This window comes from Stenotrophomonas sp. CC22-02, from assembly GCF_004365115.1.
GTDB classification, from domain to species: Bacteria; Pseudomonadota; Gammaproteobacteria; order Xanthomonadales; family Xanthomonadaceae; genus Stenotrophomonas; species Stenotrophomonas forensis.
Genome location: NZ_SOCO01000001.1, coordinates 1,855,128 through 1,872,483, shown reverse-complemented (window position 1 = coordinate 1,872,483; position 17,356 = coordinate 1,855,128). Strand labels below are relative to the sequence as shown.

At 67.1% G+C, this 17,356-nt stretch carries 14 protein-coding genes; 3 read left to right on the top strand and 11 right to left on the bottom strand.

Annotated features, from left to right (window positions below):
* Positions 1-2: 2 nt before the first annotated feature.
* A complete protein-coding gene (locus tag N440_RS08670) occupies positions 3-2,180 on the bottom strand; it encodes a TonB-dependent siderophore receptor (RefSeq protein WP_133934766.1) in 2,178 nt (725 codons plus the stop codon).
* 195 nt (positions 2,181-2,375) lie between these two features.
* Entirely contained in the window at positions 2,376-3,212 is an 837-nt protein-coding gene (locus tag N440_RS08665; protein ID WP_133934765.1) for a siderophore-interacting protein, read from the bottom strand.
* A 169-nt stretch (positions 3,213-3,381) separates the two neighbouring features.
* Here N440_RS08665 and N440_RS08660 point away from each other — a divergent pair, with 169 nt between their 5' ends.
* Positions 3,382-3,996: a TetR/AcrR family transcriptional regulator gene (locus tag N440_RS08660; RefSeq protein ID WP_133934764.1), complete on the top strand. Its 615-nt coding sequence runs from the start codon at positions 3,382-3,384 to the stop codon at positions 3,994-3,996.
* Positions 3,997-4,016: 20 nt separating this feature from the next.
* On the opposite strand, the gene N440_RS08655 is transcribed toward N440_RS08660, so the two are convergent.
* The 3 genes from N440_RS08655 to N440_RS08645 all read right to left on the bottom strand — a co-directional run bounded on the left by N440_RS08655 (position 4,017) and on the right by N440_RS08645 (position 6,913).
* Positions 4,017-4,937: an ABC transporter six-transmembrane domain-containing protein gene (locus N440_RS08655; protein WP_133934763.1), complete on the bottom strand. Its 921-nt coding sequence runs from the start codon at positions 4,935-4,937 to the stop codon at positions 4,017-4,019.
* Positions 4,938-5,116: 179 nt separating this feature from the next.
* Positions 5,117-6,193, bottom strand: coding sequence for an ATP-binding protein (locus N440_RS08650; protein WP_133934762.1), 1,077 nt, complete (start codon positions 6,191-6,193; stop codon positions 5,117-5,119).
* A gap of 3 nt (positions 6,194-6,196) precedes the next feature.
* Positions 6,197-6,913 carry a response regulator gene (locus N440_RS08645; protein WP_133934761.1) on the bottom strand — a complete coding sequence of 239 codons (717 nt, stop codon included), beginning with the start codon at positions 6,911-6,913 and terminating at the stop codon, positions 6,197-6,199.
* A gap of 255 nt (positions 6,914-7,168) precedes the next feature.
* Here N440_RS08645 and N440_RS08640 point away from each other — a divergent pair, with 255 nt between their 5' ends.
* Positions 7,169-8,350 carry an efflux RND transporter periplasmic adaptor subunit gene (locus N440_RS08640; protein ID WP_133934760.1) on the top strand — a complete coding sequence of 394 codons (1,182 nt, stop codon included), beginning with the start codon at positions 7,169-7,171 and terminating at the stop codon, positions 8,348-8,350.
* 2 nt (positions 8,351-8,352) lie between these two features.
* Entirely contained in the window at positions 8,353-10,296 is a 1,944-nt protein-coding gene (locus tag N440_RS08635) for a MacB family efflux pump subunit (RefSeq protein ID WP_133934759.1), read from the top strand.
* A gap of 48 nt (positions 10,297-10,344) precedes the next feature.
* On the opposite strand, the gene N440_RS08630 is transcribed toward N440_RS08635, so the two are convergent.
* The 6 genes from N440_RS08630 to N440_RS08605 all read right to left on the bottom strand — a co-directional run bounded on the left by N440_RS08630 (position 10,345) and on the right by N440_RS08605 (position 17,269).
* Complete coding sequence (locus tag N440_RS08630; protein WP_133934758.1) at positions 10,345-10,746, bottom strand: hypothetical protein; 402 nt, start codon at positions 10,744-10,746, stop codon at positions 10,345-10,347.
* 405 nt (positions 10,747-11,151) lie between these two features.
* A complete protein-coding gene (locus N440_RS08625; RefSeq protein ID WP_133934757.1) occupies positions 11,152-12,861 on the bottom strand; it encodes a diguanylate cyclase in 1,710 nt (569 codons plus the stop codon).
* 115 nt (positions 12,862-12,976) lie between these two features.
* A complete protein-coding gene (locus tag N440_RS08620; RefSeq protein WP_166671577.1) occupies positions 12,977-13,600 on the bottom strand; it encodes a DNA-3-methyladenine glycosylase in 624 nt (207 codons plus the stop codon).
* A 74-nt stretch (positions 13,601-13,674) separates the two neighbouring features.
* Positions 13,675-14,634 carry a cation diffusion facilitator family transporter gene (locus N440_RS08615; protein WP_133934755.1) on the bottom strand — a complete coding sequence of 320 codons (960 nt, stop codon included), beginning with the start codon at positions 14,632-14,634 and terminating at the stop codon, positions 13,675-13,677.
* 73 nt (positions 14,635-14,707) lie between these two features.
* Positions 14,708-15,310, bottom strand: coding sequence for an AprI/Inh family metalloprotease inhibitor (locus tag N440_RS08610; protein ID WP_243831311.1), 603 nt, complete (start codon positions 15,308-15,310; stop codon positions 14,708-14,710).
* Positions 15,311-15,469: 159 nt separating this feature from the next.
* Positions 15,470-17,269 carry a DUF262 domain-containing protein gene (locus N440_RS08605; RefSeq protein ID WP_133934753.1) on the bottom strand — a complete coding sequence of 600 codons (1,800 nt, stop codon included), beginning with the start codon at positions 17,267-17,269 and terminating at the stop codon, positions 15,470-15,472.
* Between the last annotated feature and the right edge of the window lie 87 nt (positions 17,270-17,356).

The window sequence follows — 17,356 nt, the reverse complement described above, 5'->3', positions numbered from 1 at the left end:
CATCAGAAATCGACGGTGGCCGACAGCAGGGCGGTGCGCGGCGTGCCCAGCCCGGAGCCAAGGCTGCCGGCCCAGTACGCCTTGTTGGTGAGGTTCTGCACGGTGGCACGCAGCACCAGCGGGAGACCGGCGGCCTGCAGCGCGTAGCGGGCACCGAGGTCGAACACGGTGCGGCCCGCCACCCACTGGCTGTTGTCTGCGTTGATGTAGCCCTTGGACAGGCTGACTGCATTGCCGGTGAGGGTGAGGCCGGCCACGGCGGGCACATCCCATTCCACGCCCAGCTTGCCCTGCCACTGCGGGGTGGCGGTGGCCAGGCGGCCCTGGTTGATGCCGCCCTGGGTGCGGGTCAGCTTCGGCTGCAGCCAGCCGATGCCGCCGAGCACGCGCAGCTGTTCGGTGGCCTGGCCGAACACGGTCCATTCCACGCCACGGTTGCGTTGCTGGCCGCCGAACGAGAACACGTTGGTGGACGGGTCGGTGTAGGCGCCGGGCTTCTCGATCTCGTATACGCTCAGCACACTGGCCAGGCGACCGAAGTCAACCTTGGCGCCGACCTCGCGCTGGCGCGTCTTGTACGGCGGAAACACGTCGCCAGCGTTGGCGGCGGTGGCCGGGGCGGTGCTGCCTTGGCTCAGGCCTTCGATGTAGTTGGCATACAGCGACAGGCGATCGCTGGCCTTGAACAGCAGCGCACCGGCTGGAGTGTTGGCACTGGCGTCATAGCGTGCGGTGCGCTTGCCGGTGCTGCCATCGAAGGTATCGCTGAGTACGGTCTGGTGACGGACGCCCAGGGTCAGCTGTACGCGATCATCGATGAAGGACAGCGTATCGGCGATACCCACGCTGGTGGTGCGCACTTCCGCGGTCTTCGGCAGCGACGCGTCACTGAAGCTTCGATCAATGGCCGGGCCCCACTGCGGGTTGTAGATGTTGGTCACCCAATCCCTGGCCAGCAGGTTGCGTTTGAAGCCGAATTTCTGGTCGTGCTGGTACCACGCCGCACTGATCGCCACCGCGTGATCGACAGCACCGGTGTGGAACTGTGCCGAGAGGCCGGCTTCGGCGGTGTCCTTGCTGTAGATGAAGCGCTGGTGCGCGAAGTTGTTGCGGAAGTCGCCGGCTGTGTTGGTGATCAGCGTGGTGGCGCTGGCGATGGAGTCGAAATCGGTGTGGCCGTGGCCGTAACTGGCGTGCGCCTGCAGGTGGTCGTTGATGTCGAACGACCAGCGCAGCGCGGCGGCCTGGTCCTTGACGGTACTGAAGGTCCAGTCCGGTGCGAACAGGGTGCTGGCCTTCGGCGGGCGGGGCACGGCCAGGCCGGGCGACAGCGACACGCCACGGTTGAGGCCATCCACATGGTCGCGGCTGCTGAACAGGTCCAGCGACACCTGCGAGCGCTCACCACGCCAGTCCAGGCCGAGCGAGGCCAGCTGCGTCTTGTGCTGCTGGTGGTCGGTGGCGGTGTCGCCGTCGCGGTGCACGGCATTGAGGCGCACGCCGAACTGCTTGCCCGCGCCGAAGCGGCGGCCGACATCCAGATGACCGCCCCACTGCGCGTCGCTGCCGTAGCTGGCAGTGAAGCGGGCCAACGGCGTGTCGCCAGCGCGCTTGGGCACCAGGTTCACCGCACCGCCCACCGAGCCGCCCGGCGGCATGCCGTTGAGCAGCGCGGCGGGGCCCTTCAGCACCTCGATGCTCTCGGCCAGTTCCGGGGTGACGCGGTAGTAGGGAATCAGCCCGTAGAGGCCACCGAATCCGATATCCGACGAGGCGACACCGAAACCGCGGATGTTGAAGTAGTCGGTGATGCCACCACTGGAGCCACTGCTGTAGACGCTGGGGTCGGTCAGCGCGATGACCCGTACCAGGTCCGGCGCCTGGATGTTGTCGATGAATTCGGCGGTGTAGCGGGTGGTGTTGAACGGCGTGTCCATGAAGTCGAGCTCGCCGAGCAGGCCGACGCGGCTGCCGCGCGTGACCTGTCCACCCGCATAGGCATCGGTGGGTGCGGTCTTGTCGGCGCGCACGTTCACGGTGGGCAACTGGCGGGCGCCATCGGGTGCATCGTTGGCGTGGGCGGCGATGGCGATCAACAGGGTGGGCAGCAACGCTGCACGTGCGGCCACGGACAGCGCGGAGCGGCGTGGGAGGGGCAGGGTTCGCAGGGGGAGGGACATGGCGGTTCTCGTGTGGTGGGTCGTGCGATCGGCCAGCACGGCGCCGTCGGTGACCTGCAGGGGCAGGACGACGCGGGCTGTGGAATGGCTGGCAGAGGGCACGGCGCTGCCGCTGGGGCAGTGCTGCACGCGAGGTGCGTGGGCGATCTGTGGCTGGGTGGAACGAAGCGCGTGGCGCGGATGCTGTCGTGTGGATCAGATATCGTCGGCGAGGTCGTCGAGGTCCTGCAGGCCACCGCCGCGCGCCAGCACGCGCTCGTAGTTGCGGCGGCGACGCCGGTCGGTTTCGGTGGTGGTCTCGCCACGCTTCCAGTAGCCGGCAACGGCAACATCGGTGCGTGGCAGGCCGACCGTTTCGATGAAGTGGCGGCGCAGGGCGCGCATTTCCTCGCGCTCGCCGGCTGCCCAGACCGTGCTGCCAGGCTGCGGCTGCTGTTGGCGCGCGTGCTGCAGCAAGGGTGCGTCACCGGTGGCAAGGCGATGCACGCAGACACCGTCGGGGTGCGGCAGCTCGTCTACCGGGAAAGCATCCTCCGAGCTGACCCAGGCCTGCGCACGCTGACCGACAGGCCACTGCTGCAGCAGGGCAAACAGGGCTGGGATGGCGCTCTGGTCTGCGAACAGCAGCGCGCAGGTGCCTTCGCGCTGCGGCACCTGGAGATGGGGGCGCGGCCCGGTCAGATCGAAGGCATCACCGGGGCGCAGCGCACGTACCCACGCCAGCATCGGCCCCGGCGCCTCGTGCAGCACTATGTCCAGGGTGAACTGGCGAGTGGCGGCATCGACGCTGCGCACGGTATAGATCCGTGATACATCGCCGAACCCGGCGCCCAGCTGGATGCGCACCGCGGTGTTGGCACGCTGCCAAGGTGCAAGTTCTGCGTGTTCCGGTAGCTGGACCAGGAGGCGCAGCAGGCTGGCGCACGGCTGCACAACCGCGACCACCTGGACCTGCAGCGCCTGCAGGCCGCGATCATGGTCGGCGCTGCGCAGCGGCCCGGCGGGGGTGATTGAAGTGGGGGACGCGGACATCGACAACGATCCTGGACACTGCAGATGCGAATTAGTTACATCATAGTAAACTAAATTGATCGCACCGCAACCCGGGCCTGTCCGAACGACACGCGACGCGTTGACCACTGCGTGGCGGCGGACCACCATGACAGCCCTTGCCCGCGCATCACGCAGGAACCGTTACCGCATGGCTGCACCAAAAAAGACCGCTGCCCGTGGGCGACCGCCCAGCATCACCCGCGAGCGCATCGTCGACGCCGGCATTGCCATGACGCTGCCGGGGCTGAGCTTCGTCGGCGTGGCGGCGGCACTGGGTGTCAGCCATATCGCGCTGTACAAGCATGTGGCGAATCTGGCGGCACTGCGCGAGCTGGTGGCCGAGGCGATCTTCGAGCGTTGGCAGGCACCGGCGCTGTATGCCGCTGGGCAGCGCAGCATCGTGGATGATCTGCGTGCGTTCCAGCGCTCATTGCGGGCGCTGGTGGATGACAATCCGGGCCTGGCCCCGTTCCTGGTCAGCCACGGCGCGAAGACGCCGGAGATGCTGGCGCGTATCCAGCGCCACCATGCCGAATTCAGTCGCGTGCATGGCCTGCCGCTGGAACAGGCGGCATGGCTGCTGTCGACCGTGGCCTATCACGCCGTGGCTCTGGCCGACACCGTGTATTCCCGGCATGCGCTGGTGGATACCACGCGTCGGACCTTGGATCGGAAGGCACAGCAGGCCGAGTTCGACCGCAGCATGGAAGCATTGATCATCGGAGCATTGGCAATGTGCGGGCGCACGGTGGCCTCTGGGTAGCGCTCATTCCTGATGGGCAGCTACCGGTCGTGCTCCGCATCATCCATGCCCGGGCTGACCCGGCGGCCGATGTCCTTCAATCGCGCCAGCTGGTCCACCATCGACGGCGCATCATCCAGGCTGCCGACAAACGTCCACAGGTAGGTCATCACCGCGTACACATGGCCCGGGGTCACCCCGTCGGTGGTGGCGAGGCGGCCGATGGTCAGCGCGAACAGCACCGCGGCCGCTGCACCGACCACCACGAAGGCGCCGGCTTCGCGGTCGGACAGCAGGATGCGCAGTCGCGACAGCGTGGTGTAGTGGCGGCGCAGCACCGAGGGACTGACCCGGTCGACCAGGCGGATCTCATGTTCCAGCCGGTTGTTCAGGCGCCCATGCAGCTGCTCGTTGCGGCGCGCGAACGATGGCAGCAGCAACAGCGCGCCCAGCAGGGCGACCAGGCTGGCGGCGCCGACCAGGGGTTCGATCGCCAGCAGCATCGCGGCTGCGCCGAACATCGACACCAGCGCCGTGGCGATGATCGGCACGTGCTTCTCGAAGAAGTCGACGAACTCGCGCGCCAGCACCACGCGTGCGGCCGAGGTGGAGGTCGCTTGGCCGAGACGCCGCTGCGCCTGCACCACATTCACTGCCAGGTCGGCATAGATGCGGGTGAAGGTACGCGTATCCACCGCACGGCGGGCGGCACCGACCAGCCAGAACAACAGCACCACGCCGGCATAGGAGAGGGCGTGGCCGATGTCGCCGCGGATGATCGCGTCCACCGCGAAGCCGGCAAACAGGGGGTAGGCCAGCAGCAGCGCGTTCTCTAGCGCGACCAGCGAGAACGTACCGGTGAGCTGCCAGGGATAGGTGCGCAGGATCGCTTTCAGGGTAGCGGCCGCATTCTGCTGGCCGATGCTGCCGGCGGCGGCCGCCGGATCGTGGGGGTGTTTCATCGGGATGCCTGGAGGGGACGGAGACAGGGCAGGGGATGGATGCCGGCCATCTCCCCGGTCATGCCCAGTATCGGCAGCCGTTTGGAGCGGGCATGGAGGGACGATGGAGGTTGCGTGGAGAACATCGCGGTGTTCAGCGGAGGGCGTGGTGCCCACCAGGGTGGGCCGCTACCCGAGCTTCAACGCCGCGCGTGCACCGGCCAGCGCAGTTCGAACGAACTGCCGCCCCGCTCGGTGGCGCGGCAGCGCGCCGTTCCGTGATGGGCCACGGCAATCGCGCGCACCACCGCCAGGCCCAGCCCGGAGCCACCGCTCTGCCGTGAACGTGAGACGTCGGTGCGCTGGAACGCTTCGAAGATGCTGTCGCGCAGTTCATCTGGCACACCCGGTCCGCCGTCTTCCACGGCCACGGTGCAATGCCCTTCGGCCAGCATGACGCGTACCTGCAGCGGGCAGGGAATGGCATGGCGGCGTGCGTTCTCCAGCAACGCCAGCACCGCCTGGCGGATGCGCGCCGGATCGCAGTCGGCCAGTGCCGGGCGCGCCTCCAGCGTGACCGAGAAGCTGCTTTCGGTGAGTGCCTCGGACATGGCTTCGACCACCGCCGCCACCTGCACGCTGACATCGCTGCGTTGCAGCCGCAGGTCCAGGTGGCCGCTCTCGGCCAGGCTGACCACGCGCAGGTCCTCGATGATGCGGGTCAGGCCCTCCAGCTGGGTGAGCATGCTGTTGAACTGTTCCGGCCCTGGTTCGAACACGCCTTCGGCGATGCCCTGCAGGCGGCCGCGCAGGATGGTCATCGGCGTACGCAGTTCGTGCGCGATCGCCGCGTTCCAGAACACCCGGTTCTCGGACATGCGGCTGAGGCGCTCGGCCATCGAGTTGAAATCGCTGACCAGCGCGGCCGCTTCAGCCATCGTGGTGTCACCGCCGCGTGCACGCGCGTCCAGATCGCCGCTGGCCACCCTCCGCAGGCTCTCGGCCACCGAGTTCAACGGGGTGATGATGCGCCGGGTCAGGCGTGAGGCGACCAGCGTGGCGAAGATCACGACCACGCTGGCGGTCAGGCCGATCCACAGCCATTCCAGGCCGGACGGCATGATGGTTTCCGGCTGGTCATACCAGCGCGGATAGAACACCTCCATCAGGTAATAGAACAGGTAGAAGCCACCGATCGACAGCACCGTCGAGCACAGCGAGGCAACGGTGATGGACAGCGTGATCTGGCGTCCGATGCTCTTGCCTTTGGGGTTCATCATTCAGTCCAGGAAGCGGTAGCCGACGCCGCGGATGGTGGCGGGAATGCCGATCACACCCACCTCTTCCAGCTTGCGCCGCAGTTTGCTGACATGGCTGTCGACGGTGCGTTCCTGGGTATCGCCTTCGGGCAGGCAGGCATGCAGCAGGTCCACCCGCGCATGCACCTGCCGTGGCGCGCGGGCCATGTGCACCAGCAGGCGGAACTCGGTGAGGGTGAAGGCCAGTGCATGCGCCTGGTCGCCGCTGCGCACGGTCACGTCGTGGCTGCGCAGGTCGATCTCGAACGGCCCCTGCCGGATCAGCCCGTTGGGTTCTTCGGCCACCGTCCTGGCACTGCGGCGCAGCACCGCCTGGATGCGCGCCACGATCTCGGCCGGATTGAACGGCTTGGCCACATAGTCGTCGGCGCCCACGCGCAGGCCGGTCAGCTTGTCCACGTCCTGGTCCAGCGCGGTGAGCATGATCACCGGGGTGTTGCCACGCCGGCGCAGTTCGCTCAGTACCTGCCAGCCATCCAGCCGGGGCATCTGCACGTCCAGCAGCACCAGGTCCGGGCGCAGCTGGCGGTGGGCGGCGAGGGCGGCTTCGCCGTCGGCGGCACGGGCGCTGCGCAGGCCGGAACGGTGCAGGTAGGCACCCAGGATGTCGGCGATCTCGCCTTCATCCTCGGCAATCAGCACCAGCGGTGGCTGGCGGGTACGGAGGGCGTGTTTCATTGCGTGATGCGCAGCGTTGCGGTGGCGGCCAGTCGGCGAGGCCGACGAGGCTAGCGGCCGTTGATGGAGACTCGGTCGAGATTGTGTCGAGATTTCATGGACACGCGCCGCCACGTTCAGCTGCGGGCCGCCTGCCTGAACGGCGGCGCCCTCTCCACGCAATCTCCATGCTGGCTGCAGAAGACGTCCACACGCGGGCAGCAGACTGGGGGCTCGGCGGTCGCACCGGGCGACTGCGTGCAGCTGGGCGTTTCGATGAGCAACCGCAGGACCTGGATCAGTGTTGCCGCCGTGGCCGCGTTGGCTGCCGGCGCCGCCGCGTGGGTACTCGCCGAGGGCGACGAGGCCGCGTTGATCACTGCGCCGGCCCGGGTGGCCGATCTGGAAAAGACCGTGCAGGCGGTCGGCCGGGTCAATCCCAAGGAGCTGGTGGCGGTGGGTGCGCAGGTGTCCGGGCAGGTCAAGCGCCTGCATGTGGTGCTGGGCCAGCGCGTGCAGGCCGGCGACCTGATTGCCGAGGTCGATTCGCAGCCACAGCGCATCGCGCTGCGCAGCGCCGAGGCCGCCACCAGTACGCTGCGCGCCCAGCACACCGCCAGCCAGGCCCGCTACGTGCAGGCCAGCCGTGTGTTCGAGCGGCAGTCGCAGCTGGTGGCGTCGCGGCTGGTCTCGCAGGAAGGTTTTGAAACCGCACGGGTGGCCCGTGATGCCGCCCGTGCCGACGTGGCCGCGCTGCAGGCGCAGATCGACCAGGCGCTGACCCAGGTGGAAACCGCACGGATCAACCTGGGCTATACCCGCATCGTTTCGCCCACTGACGGGTACATCGTGGCGATTGTCACCAAGGCCGGGCAGACGTTGAACTCGATGCAGACCACCCCGACCATCGTGATGCTGGCGCAGATGGACACGATGACGGTGCGTGCCGAGATCGCCGAGGCCGATGTGGAACTGGTGGCGCCGGGGCAGCCGTTGTGGTTCTCGACACTGGGGCCGAGCGGACGCCGCTATGAATCCCACCTGCAGCAGCTGGAACCGGCGCCGTCCTCGATTGCCGAGGCGGCCACCGGCACTGCGGGCGGCGCTGCACAGACGCCGAAGGCGGTGTACTACGCCGGCCTGTTCGACGTGGCCAACCCGGGCCTGGCGTTGAAGCCGTCGATGACGGTGAAGGTGACCCTGCAGCTGGCGCGGGCGGCCAATGCGTTGCAGGTGCCACTCACCGCGCTGACCGAGTCGGACGACACACAGGGCCAGCGCGCCACCGTGCAGGTGGTCGATGCCAAGGGGCGCGTGCACGAACGTGCAGTGACCACCGGCCTGCGCACCGCCACTGCCGTGCAGATCCTGACCGGCCTGCGCGAGGGCGAGAACGTGGTGGTCGGCCAGGCGCCCAGCGGCGCCGACGCCGAGCCGACCAGCCTGCTGGGAATGTGAGCATGGCCGAGGCACTGCTGGAACTGCGCGGGGTGTCGCGCGCCTATCGCTCCGCCGCCGGTGAAGTGGTGGTGCTGAAGGACGTCTCGCTGCGCATCGATGCCGGTGAATTCATCGCCATCATCGGCCCGTCAGGATCGGGAAAATCCACGCTGATGAACATCCTCGGCTGCCTCGACCGGCCGACCGAGGGCAGCTACCGGGTGAACGGCGAGGCCACCGAGCAGATGGCGCCGGATGCGCTGGCACGGCTGCGCCGCGAGCATTTCGGTTTCATCTTCCAGCGTTACAACCTGATGGAGAACCTGAGCGCCACCGAGAACGTGGCGCTGCCGGCGGTGTATGCCGGCGTGGATGCCGATACGCGCACTGCCCGTGCGCGCACGCTGCTGGAAACGCTGGGCCTGGGCGAGCGCACCGCGAACCGGCCGAGCCAGCTGTCCGGCGGCCAGCAGCAGCGCGTGTCCATCGCGCGTTCGCTGATGAATGGCGGCGCCATCGTGCTGGCCGATGAGCCGACGGGCGCGCTGGACCATGCCAGTGGCCAGCAGGTGATGGCCGAGCTGAAGCGCCTGCACGCGCAGGGCCATACGGTGATCCTGGTGACGCACGACGCAGCGATTGCGGCAAACGCTGCACGGGTGATCGAGATCGCCGACGGCCGGGTGGTGGCCGACCGGGGCGAACGCAGGACGCAGGCCGCGCACTCCGCACGCGCACCCGAACACAGGCCTGCGCCGCTTGCCGAACGCCACGCCCGGATGGACGCAGTGCGCGAAGCGGCGCGGATGGCCGTGCGTTCGATGCTGGCCCATCGCCTGCGCACGTTGCTGACCATGCTCGGTATCATCATCGGCGTTGCTGCGGTGGTGACCGTGGTGGCGCTGGGCAAGGGTGCGCAGACGCAGGTGGAGTCGCAGATCAACGAGCTGGGCGCCAGCACGCTGGAGATCTACCCCGGCGCCGATTTCGGCGACCCGCGCTCGGCGGAGATCGAGACACTGGTGGTGGGCGACGCCGACCACCTGGCCGCATTGAGTTACGTGGACAGTGTCAGCCCCAACCTGAGCGGGTCGGTGACGGCGTTGCAGGGGAGCCGTCGCGCGAACACCCAGGTGCTGGGCGTAGGCGCGGATCTGCCGCGCGTGCGCGGGCTGCGGCTGAAGGCCGGGCGCTTCTTCAGCGCTGCAGAAGTGGACGCGCATCGCGCCGTGGGCGTGGTTGACCAGAAGGCAGCGAAGGCACTGTTCGCCGGCAGCCCGATCGGCAGCACGGTGCTGCTGGGCGGCATGCCGGTGGAGGTGATCGGGGTGGTGGGGGCGAATGCCTTTGCCGGCGGCGCAACGCCAACGGTCTACGTGCCGTACACCTCGGCCGCCTCGCGGCTGCTGGGCAGCCAGCGCCTGGAGAGCATTACCGTGCGCGTTCGCGACAATGTGCCCACCAACGCCGCCGAGGCCTCGCTGGGGGCCGAGCTGCAACGCCTGCATGGGCGCCGCGACTTCTTCATCTACAACGCCGACCAGATCCGCAAGGCGGTGATGAAGTCCAGCCAGACCATGGCCGCGCTGGTCTCCGCCATTGCGGCGGTGGCGCTGGTGGTGGGCGGGGTGGGGGTGATGAACATCATGCTGGTGTCGGTGAAGGAGCGCGTGCGCGAGATCGGCGTGCGGCTGGCGGTGGGTGCGCGCCAGGGCGACATCCTGCGCCAGTTCCTGATCGAGGCGGTGCTGATCTGCCTGTTCGGTGGCGTGCTGGGCGTGCTGTTCGCGCTCGCGGTGGGGGCGCTGTCCAGCCTGCTGTCTCTGGGCGTGCCGTTCCTGTTCACTGTTGGGCCGGTACTGGCCGCGCTGGCGTGCTCGTCGGCGATCGGGCTCGGCTTCGGCTACTTCCCGGCGCGCAGCGCGGCGCAGCTGGACCCGATCCAGGCACTGGCGGCGGAATGACGCCATGTGCGCCTGTGGGTAGCGCCGGGGAGCGCCCGGCGCCATCGCTCAGGCCGCGTAGACCTGCGTGTCCACATATTCCGACAGGCCCCTGCACGCCAGCAGCAGGCCCTCGCGCACGTCGTTGCCCACCTGCTGCGCCTCTTCGCCATCCACGCGCACGCGCTCGCTGGCATGCAGCAGTTCCAGCAGCACGGTGAGGCCGGCGTTGGCGCGGTTGATGCGCGCCAGTGCCACGCACTGCCCCGGTGCGCGCCCCTTGCGCTGCAATCGCTGGCCGTCGGCCGCTTCCACGTCGCGGATGCGTTGCAGGCAGTCCAGCAGGGTGATGCCGTTGGCGGCGGGATTGGCGGCGAGGGTGGTTTCCAACGGCCGGGCGAGGGTATCGGGCAACTGGCTGGCGACATCACCGAGGGTGGCGAACAGGTACGGGTAGCGGTCGGCGCTCATGGCGGTTTCCTTATGCGTTACGCGAAGGAGCCACCCTGCTTGACAGCAAGGGTGGCGGACGGTGCATGGTTCCAATACCGGTGACTAACGTTGCCAAAGCTCCGGCGGGCACGAGGCCCCCACGCACCGCCCGCCATAGATGCGCGGACAGAGTGCCTGCCGGCGCCTTCCAGAGGGATTGGACGACGCCGACAGGCAAGCGTAAACAACATTAGTCAAACGGGATTGGAAGCCCGTGCCACCCGTTGTCGGTGGCTGGATATGATTTGCATGCAGCGCTTGGGCTGCCAATGAGAATAGTTGAAAAGTTCGAAATTATTGGAATGTGGATGCAGCCGCGCAGCGGAGGATCGAGGCGTGCCAATCACGACATTGCGTGCGATGCCGCGTAGCGGGCGCGGCCTGTCAGGAAGCCGGCCGCGGATGCCTGCGCACGCGCGCGCGTTCGCGGTACAGCCGGCTGTCGGCACGCTGCAGGGTATCGCCCACCGATTCGCCGGGGGTGTGGTGCGTGGCACCGAGTGAGAACGGCGTCGGCGACTGCGCCGCATGCTGCAGATACCACTGTTCCAACACCGCCAGCCGCCCCGTGTCCGGGGTGATCAATACCACCATGAACTCGTCGCCGCCCATTCGCACCACGTTTTCCGCCGCACCCAGCGGCGAGCGCAGGAAGGCGGCGAACTCCACCAGCACGGTATCGCCGCGCGCATGGCCCTGGGTGTCGTTGATCTGCTTGAAGTGATCGAGGTCGAACATCAGGCAGGCCCAGGGCTGGTCGGCCAGCTCGTCCAGCCGTGGCAGGAAGCGGCGGTTGTAGCTCTGGGTGAGCGGATCCTTGAAGGACATCTCGCGCAGCTGCTGTTCCTGCATGCGCAGCGCGGTAACGTCCTGCGCGTGGCCCAGCACGTAGGGCGGACTGGCCTCGCTGTCGAGCACGTTGTGGTAGGCCCAGAAGTGGCGGGTGCCATCGGCGGCGATCAGTTCGATCACGCCGGCATCGGTGTGGTTGATCGCGATGCGTGCAAGATACGCCTTGAACGCGGCGTGCTTCTCCGGCGGCATCAGGTCGCACAGGCTGCGCCCGATCATGTAGCTCTCATCGAAGCCCAGCGATTGCACCGCGGCCGGATTCACCGAGGTCAGCACGCCTTCCAGCGTGTGCGTGCAGATCAGCCCCAGGCTGTAGTGGAACAAACGCCGGTAGCGGGTTTCGCTGGCCTCCAGCGCATCCAGTGCGGCGCGCTCTTCGGTGATGTCCTGGATGGCCCCGACCAGCCGCGGGCGTCCATCGACCTGCTGCCGGCCGCCGACCACGCGCGTCCAGATGTCGCGGCCGTCGGCGGTGGTCATGGGTAGCTGCACTTCCCAGGAGGTGCCTTCGTCGATGCAGCGCTGCACGGCGGTGCGGATGATGCTGCGGCTGTCTTCGCGATAGAACGACAGTGCGGTTTCCAGGGTGGGCTCGAAGGTGCTGCGCACGCCGTGGATCAGCTTGGTCTCGCGGGTCCAGCGCACCTCGTTGCTGGCCAGGTCCAGTTCCCAGCCGCCCACCCGCGCGGCGCGGTTGGTGCGTTCCAGGAAATCCTCGCTGCGCTTCAGTTCGCGGTGCAGGGCCTTGGCCTGGCCGACCTGCGCCATCAGCGTGCTGCGCTGCTCCAGCACCTGGGTAGTGACCCGGGCCAGGTGCACCATCAGTTCGCGCTGCGACGGCGACAGCACGCCGGGCATCGGGTCGAGCAGGCACAGCGTGCCAATGCGCGCACCATGCGCCGAGCCCAGCGAGATGCCGGCGTAGTGGCGGATGCGGGGGCCGCCGGTGACCAGCGGATTGCTGGCAAAGCGCGGGTCCTGGCGGGCGTCTGGAATCTCGAACAGCGCATCCTGCTGGATGGTGTGCGTGCAGAATGAGATTTCGCGTGCGGTCTCGCTGACCCCGTCCAGCCCGATGTTGGCCTTGAACCACTGGCGTTCGTCGGCCACTACCGAAATCAACGCCATGGTCATGCCGGTGGCGGCACGAGCGGCGGCCACGATGGCGTCAAACACGGGCTCCGGCGGGGTGTCCAGCAGGTGCAGCCGGTCAAGTTCAAGCAGTCGTTCGGCTTCGTCCATGGCGCTTTTCAGGGCTGGGTGGCGAGGGCGGCTTCGGCGGCTGTCAGGCGCTACGCTAGTGCGTACCGCGTTATGTAGCCCCATCACCGGGTGATGCCAACGTGAGGCAGCGCGGTCAGCGCTTGCGCGGCGAGCGGGCGGGGCGCACTGAAACGTGACGGTGGTCGCGAACGTGCCAGCGCCACGGAAACTCCACCGCGCGCGAGATGCCGATGCGCGGGCCGACCACCGGGTCGAGCGGGGGTGCGGTGCCATCGCTGGCGATGACGATGCCCTGGTTGCCGGTGACCAGATCGGCACCGTCGAAGCGGCGGTCCAGCCCGAACGCCTGGGAGAGTTTGCCTGGGCCGCTGGCCAGATCGTGGTCGCGCCTGGCAGCCGGGCGCAATTCGCGCATATGCTCCAGCCCGGCCAGCGGCTCGGCGGCACGCAGCAGCACGGCCACCCCTTCACCGATCTCGCCACACACCACATTGCTGCCCCAGTGCATGCCATAGGTGAAGTAGACGTACAGGTGCCCGGCTTCGCCGAACATGCTGGCGGTGCGCGGGGTCGGCCCGCGGTAGGAATGCGCGGCCGGGTCCACGCTGCCGGCGTAGGCTTCGACCTCGACGATGCGGGCCGCGCGTCCATCGTCGCGCACCAGCAGCTTGTTCAGCAGCTCCGGCGCAACCTCGGTGGGCGGGCGCTGGTAGAAGCGGCGGGGGAGAATCTTCCAGTGCGGCGGCAATCCATCCAGCACGGCAGGGGCGGGCTCTGCGGGAACACTGGGCAGTGTGAGCGCTGCCGGGTGAAGCCACTGCCGATGCCGGCTCACGGCTGATCGGTACGCGACGCCAACGCGGCGCGCCGGGCGGCGTAGACCTCCGGTGTCTGCGGCTTCACGAACAGGGCCACCAGCTCGGGGTACTCACGTTTCACTGCCGCCTCGATGCGGGTGATGCAGGCCTCGATCTGCGGGGTACGGCGGTCATCCTCGAACTCGGCGCTGAGCATCGCCACGACCTGCTGCGGGCCCATCTGCAGGGTGGTCACGCCGTTGGCACGGCGCAGGTCAGGATCGGTTTCGGCCACGGCCAGGATGCGCTCGGCCACTGCCGGATGCGCGGGCTCGCCCACCAGCAGCCCCTTGGTTTCCCGCGCCAGCAGGAAGGCCGTGACGGCCAGCACGGCGGCGATGCACAGCGAGGCCACGCCGTCGAGGGTCGGCATGTCCAGCCACTGCGCGGCGAGCAGGCCGATCAGGGCGAAGCCGAGGCCGAGCAGGGCGGCGCTGTCTTCCAGCAGCACAGTGAAGGTGGACGGGTCCTTGCTGCGGCGGAAGGCTTCGAAATAGCCGAGCGTGCCCTTGGTGCGCCGGAACTCGCGCAGCGCCACCCACCACGAGGCGCCCTCGAACAGGAAGGAGATGCCCAGCACGCTGTAGCTCAATGCGTAGTTGCTGGCGGGCTGTGGGTTGCGGATGTGCTGGATGCCTTCGTAGGCCGAAACGCCCGCGCCTGCAGCAAACACCAGCAGGGCGACGATGAAGCTCCAGAAGTAGAGTTCGCGCCCATACCCGAAGGGATGCACCGGGTCGGGGGCCTTGCCGGCACGCCGCAGGCCGTAGAGCAGCAGCAGTTCGTTGAGGGTGTCGACCAGCGAATGCACGCCCTCGCTGAGCATGGCCGAGCTGCCGGAGATGCCTGCGGCGATGAACTTGGCCACGGCGATGGCCAGGTTGCCGGCGAGGGCTGCATAGATGACAAGACGGGAACCGGTGGGAGCGGACATCGCGCAGGCGGTAGCGGGCGGAGCGGATCATCTTCCGCGCCCGCCCGTGCCCAAGGCGTGCAGGTACGAGGCGTCAGCGCCCGGCGGGGTTCAGATACAAGCGCGCGCCGTCGGATTCGCGCGACCCTGACCAGCGACCACCGCCGGAGAAGCTGAAGCGCCCGAACACGGTGTTGCTGGTGTCGGTCAGAAGCAGCTGGTCACCGGACAGCACCCAGCGATTGGCAGAGAAGAAGCCGTCCGGGCAGCCGGCGGGCACATAGGCGCTATAGCCACCGAACCATTCGCTGTTGCGCAGTTCGATGGTGCAGGTGCTGCCATTCTCCTGGCCCAGCGTCCAGCGTCCGAACAGGTCACTGTCGCGGATATCGCGGCTGCGACGGCGGTCATGCCCCCAATCATCGTCACGGTCGTTGCGGCCAACGCCGGCGTCTACATCAACCGCCCTGTTTTCACTGCGTATTTCGGACTGGGAGGTGTCGCCGGTGGTGGACTGTGTGGCCAGGCTCCCGATATCGCCGGAGGTGGACACTTCGCTGTTCCGGGTCTGGGTGCTGCTGGATTGTGTGGTCTGTTCGGTGCGGGTGGTCTGTTCGCCGAAGCGGAACGAGGCGTCCTGGGCCACCGCGGGCAGGGCCAGGCAGCACAGCGTGGACAGGCAGGTACGGGCAAGCACGGCAGCCGTCGCAGGAACCTCGGCAGGGTCGACCGGGCGAGTATCGAGCCGGTGAGGCGGGGACCGCGTGATGGTTACGCGGCCCGCGCCGGGTCAGCATCGGCGGCGTGGGCCCAGGCAGGCGGACTGCCGGGGGTGCCATCTACCCTCGGCCAGGCGTCAGACCTTCCACAGCACAACGGCGCGGCTTGCGAAGTGCTGGCAGCGCTCCTCCACCTGCTTGAACCTGAAATGCGGCAGCCCGGCGACATCCCGGGTCAACTGGATGTTGGAACTGGCGTACTCCTTCTTCTTGGATTGGAAGGGATTGTTTGACGCCACCACATTCAGCTCGTCCGCGATGAGCGTCATGTTGCCGATTCGATGCAGCATCCGGGAGTGCTTGGTTTTCCATCCATCGCCCAGATAGCTCGGCCAATCGCCAAGCTCCTTCTTGGTGCTCGCTTTGTCTGCAGCCTTGGGAATGATGTGTTCGAGTTCGAGCTCATCCGGATCGGCAAGGTAGTACTCGTTCTTGTGGCCGATCGCATCGTACTCGAGGACCTGCAGCGCATACCTGGCACGATTGATCACTGCGGGCACGAACGGGAATGCGGCGAAGGCGGCGCCGAACTCGTCGTCGTCGGGCGTGTGCTCGCGCAGGATGCCTATGGCGGTCTTCTCGTAGTCGACGTCATCCAGGCCTGTCAGCATTGCGAAGATCGTCTCAAGTTCGTTGGAGCGCTTCTCGCAGATATGCCTGCGCATCATGAAGGACTCCAGCGTTCTGAGCAGCCGGATCCTGGCCTTCTCGTCGAGGCTGTCCCTGCCGAACATGTCCAGCAGCCAGGTAAATGCCTGGAACGCCTTGATATCCCAGAGATTGCCGATATGCCGGTCCAGCTTTTCAAAGCCGGTCTCGCACCAGAGCAGCTTCGAATAGAGTTCGGCGGACTGCCGAAGGGCTTTCGCGAATGCGATCAGCTTGACCTTCCGGGCCTTGCCGGACTTGGGGCCCGCATCCGCTGTATCGTCCTCGTCCGACGCGACAAGGATTCCATCCTCCGTCTCGTCGTCGTCCTCTTCGTCCTTGATGACCGAAGAGAGAAACTCGGTCATGGATTCGGCCTCGACCACGCTGCGCAGGTAGTACCCCTTGAAGTCGCCCACCAGCTTGGTCTTTGAGACTTTGCGATGGAGCTTTCCAGCCAGCCACTGGCGGAAGAAGTCGTCGCTGTCCAGCCCGTCGAGGGCCACAATCAGCTTCCGCCAGTCATCCTTCACTTTGTCCAGCGTGGCCTGCGAAAGCGATGAGGCGTGGCCGAGCAGGAAATTCTTGATGATGTCGGTTGGCTTCAGGCGCAGCCCGCGGTTGTTGATGGTCTCGAAGAGCTTGTAGGCATCCTTTGCCGCGCCCACATCCAGCCGGATGATGGAGGCGTTGTTGAGCAGCTTGTGGAAGAACTCGTTGAGCTCATCGGTCTTCAGCTGTTCGACCCAGGCGGTGAAGTTGAGATGGGCGCCCTTCAGCCGTTCGTTATCAACTTCGGACACATCCATCGAATCCATGATGGCCGCGTAATCGGAGTGATCCAGGTCGCCAAGATGAAGCTTGGGCTGGGTCTTGCGATCGATGCCTCGACAATGCAGCAGCTTCTCAAGCTCCTGGGCGGCCTCCTTGTCACCGTCCTTTTCGTATCTGCGCGCAAGCACGCGCATCAGGATGGTGAGGGTGGTGACGCGCTGCTGGCCGTCCACCAGCTCAAGATGATTCACGCCGGGTTTGTGCGTATCCGACAACAGCAGCACGGTACCCAGCAGGTGTGCATCAGCGGCGGGCAGCAGGCGGATATCGTCGAACAGTTCCCGTTGCTGGCGCTGCCCCCAGGCGTACCGACGCTGATAGGCCGGTATCAGGAACTGTTCGTTTCCCACCGAGAAAAACTGCTGAAGCGTGAGTGTTGTCGGGGTGATCTTCATGATCTAGATTCTCCAAGCCTTCATGCGGCCGTTTCATCGAAAGTGGGTTTGAAGCGGGCCTGCCTGGGCAGGGTACGGGTTCCTATT

Bases quoted from the DNA above. Each gene is read 5' to 3' on its own strand.
- N440_RS08670 (WP_133934766.1), bottom strand. From the start codon at position 2,180: ATGTCCCTCCCCCTGCGAACCCTGCCCCTCCCACGCCGCTCCGCGCTG.
- N440_RS08665 (WP_133934765.1), bottom strand. From the start codon at position 3,212: ATGTCCGCGTCCCCCACTTCAATCACCCCCGCCGGGCCGCTGCGCAGC.
- N440_RS08660 (WP_133934764.1), top strand. From the start codon at position 3,382: ATGGCTGCACCAAAAAAGACCGCTGCCCGTGGGCGACCGCCCAGCATC.
- N440_RS08655 (WP_133934763.1), bottom strand. From the start codon at position 4,937: ATGAAACACCCCCACGATCCGGCGGCCGCCGCCGGCAGCATCGGCCAG.
- N440_RS08650 (WP_133934762.1), bottom strand. From the start codon at position 6,193: ATGAACCCCAAAGGCAAGAGCATCGGACGCCAGATCACGCTGTCCATC.
- N440_RS08645 (WP_133934761.1), bottom strand. From the start codon at position 6,913: ATGAAACACGCCCTCCGTACCCGCCAGCCACCGCTGGTGCTGATTGCC.
- N440_RS08640 (WP_133934760.1), top strand. From the start codon at position 7,169: ATGAGCAACCGCAGGACCTGGATCAGTGTTGCCGCCGTGGCCGCGTTG.
- N440_RS08635 (WP_133934759.1), top strand. From the start codon at position 8,353: ATGGCCGAGGCACTGCTGGAACTGCGCGGGGTGTCGCGCGCCTATCGC.
- N440_RS08630 (WP_133934758.1), bottom strand. From the start codon at position 10,746: ATGAGCGCCGACCGCTACCCGTACCTGTTCGCCACCCTCGGTGATGTC.
- N440_RS08625 (WP_133934757.1), bottom strand. From the start codon at position 12,861: ATGGACGAAGCCGAACGACTGCTTGAACTTGACCGGCTGCACCTGCTG.
- N440_RS08615 (WP_133934755.1), bottom strand. From the start codon at position 14,634: ATGTCCGCTCCCACCGGTTCCCGTCTTGTCATCTATGCAGCCCTCGCC.
- N440_RS08605 (WP_133934753.1), bottom strand. From the start codon at position 17,269: ATGAAGATCACCCCGACAACACTCACGCTTCAGCAGTTTTTCTCGGTG.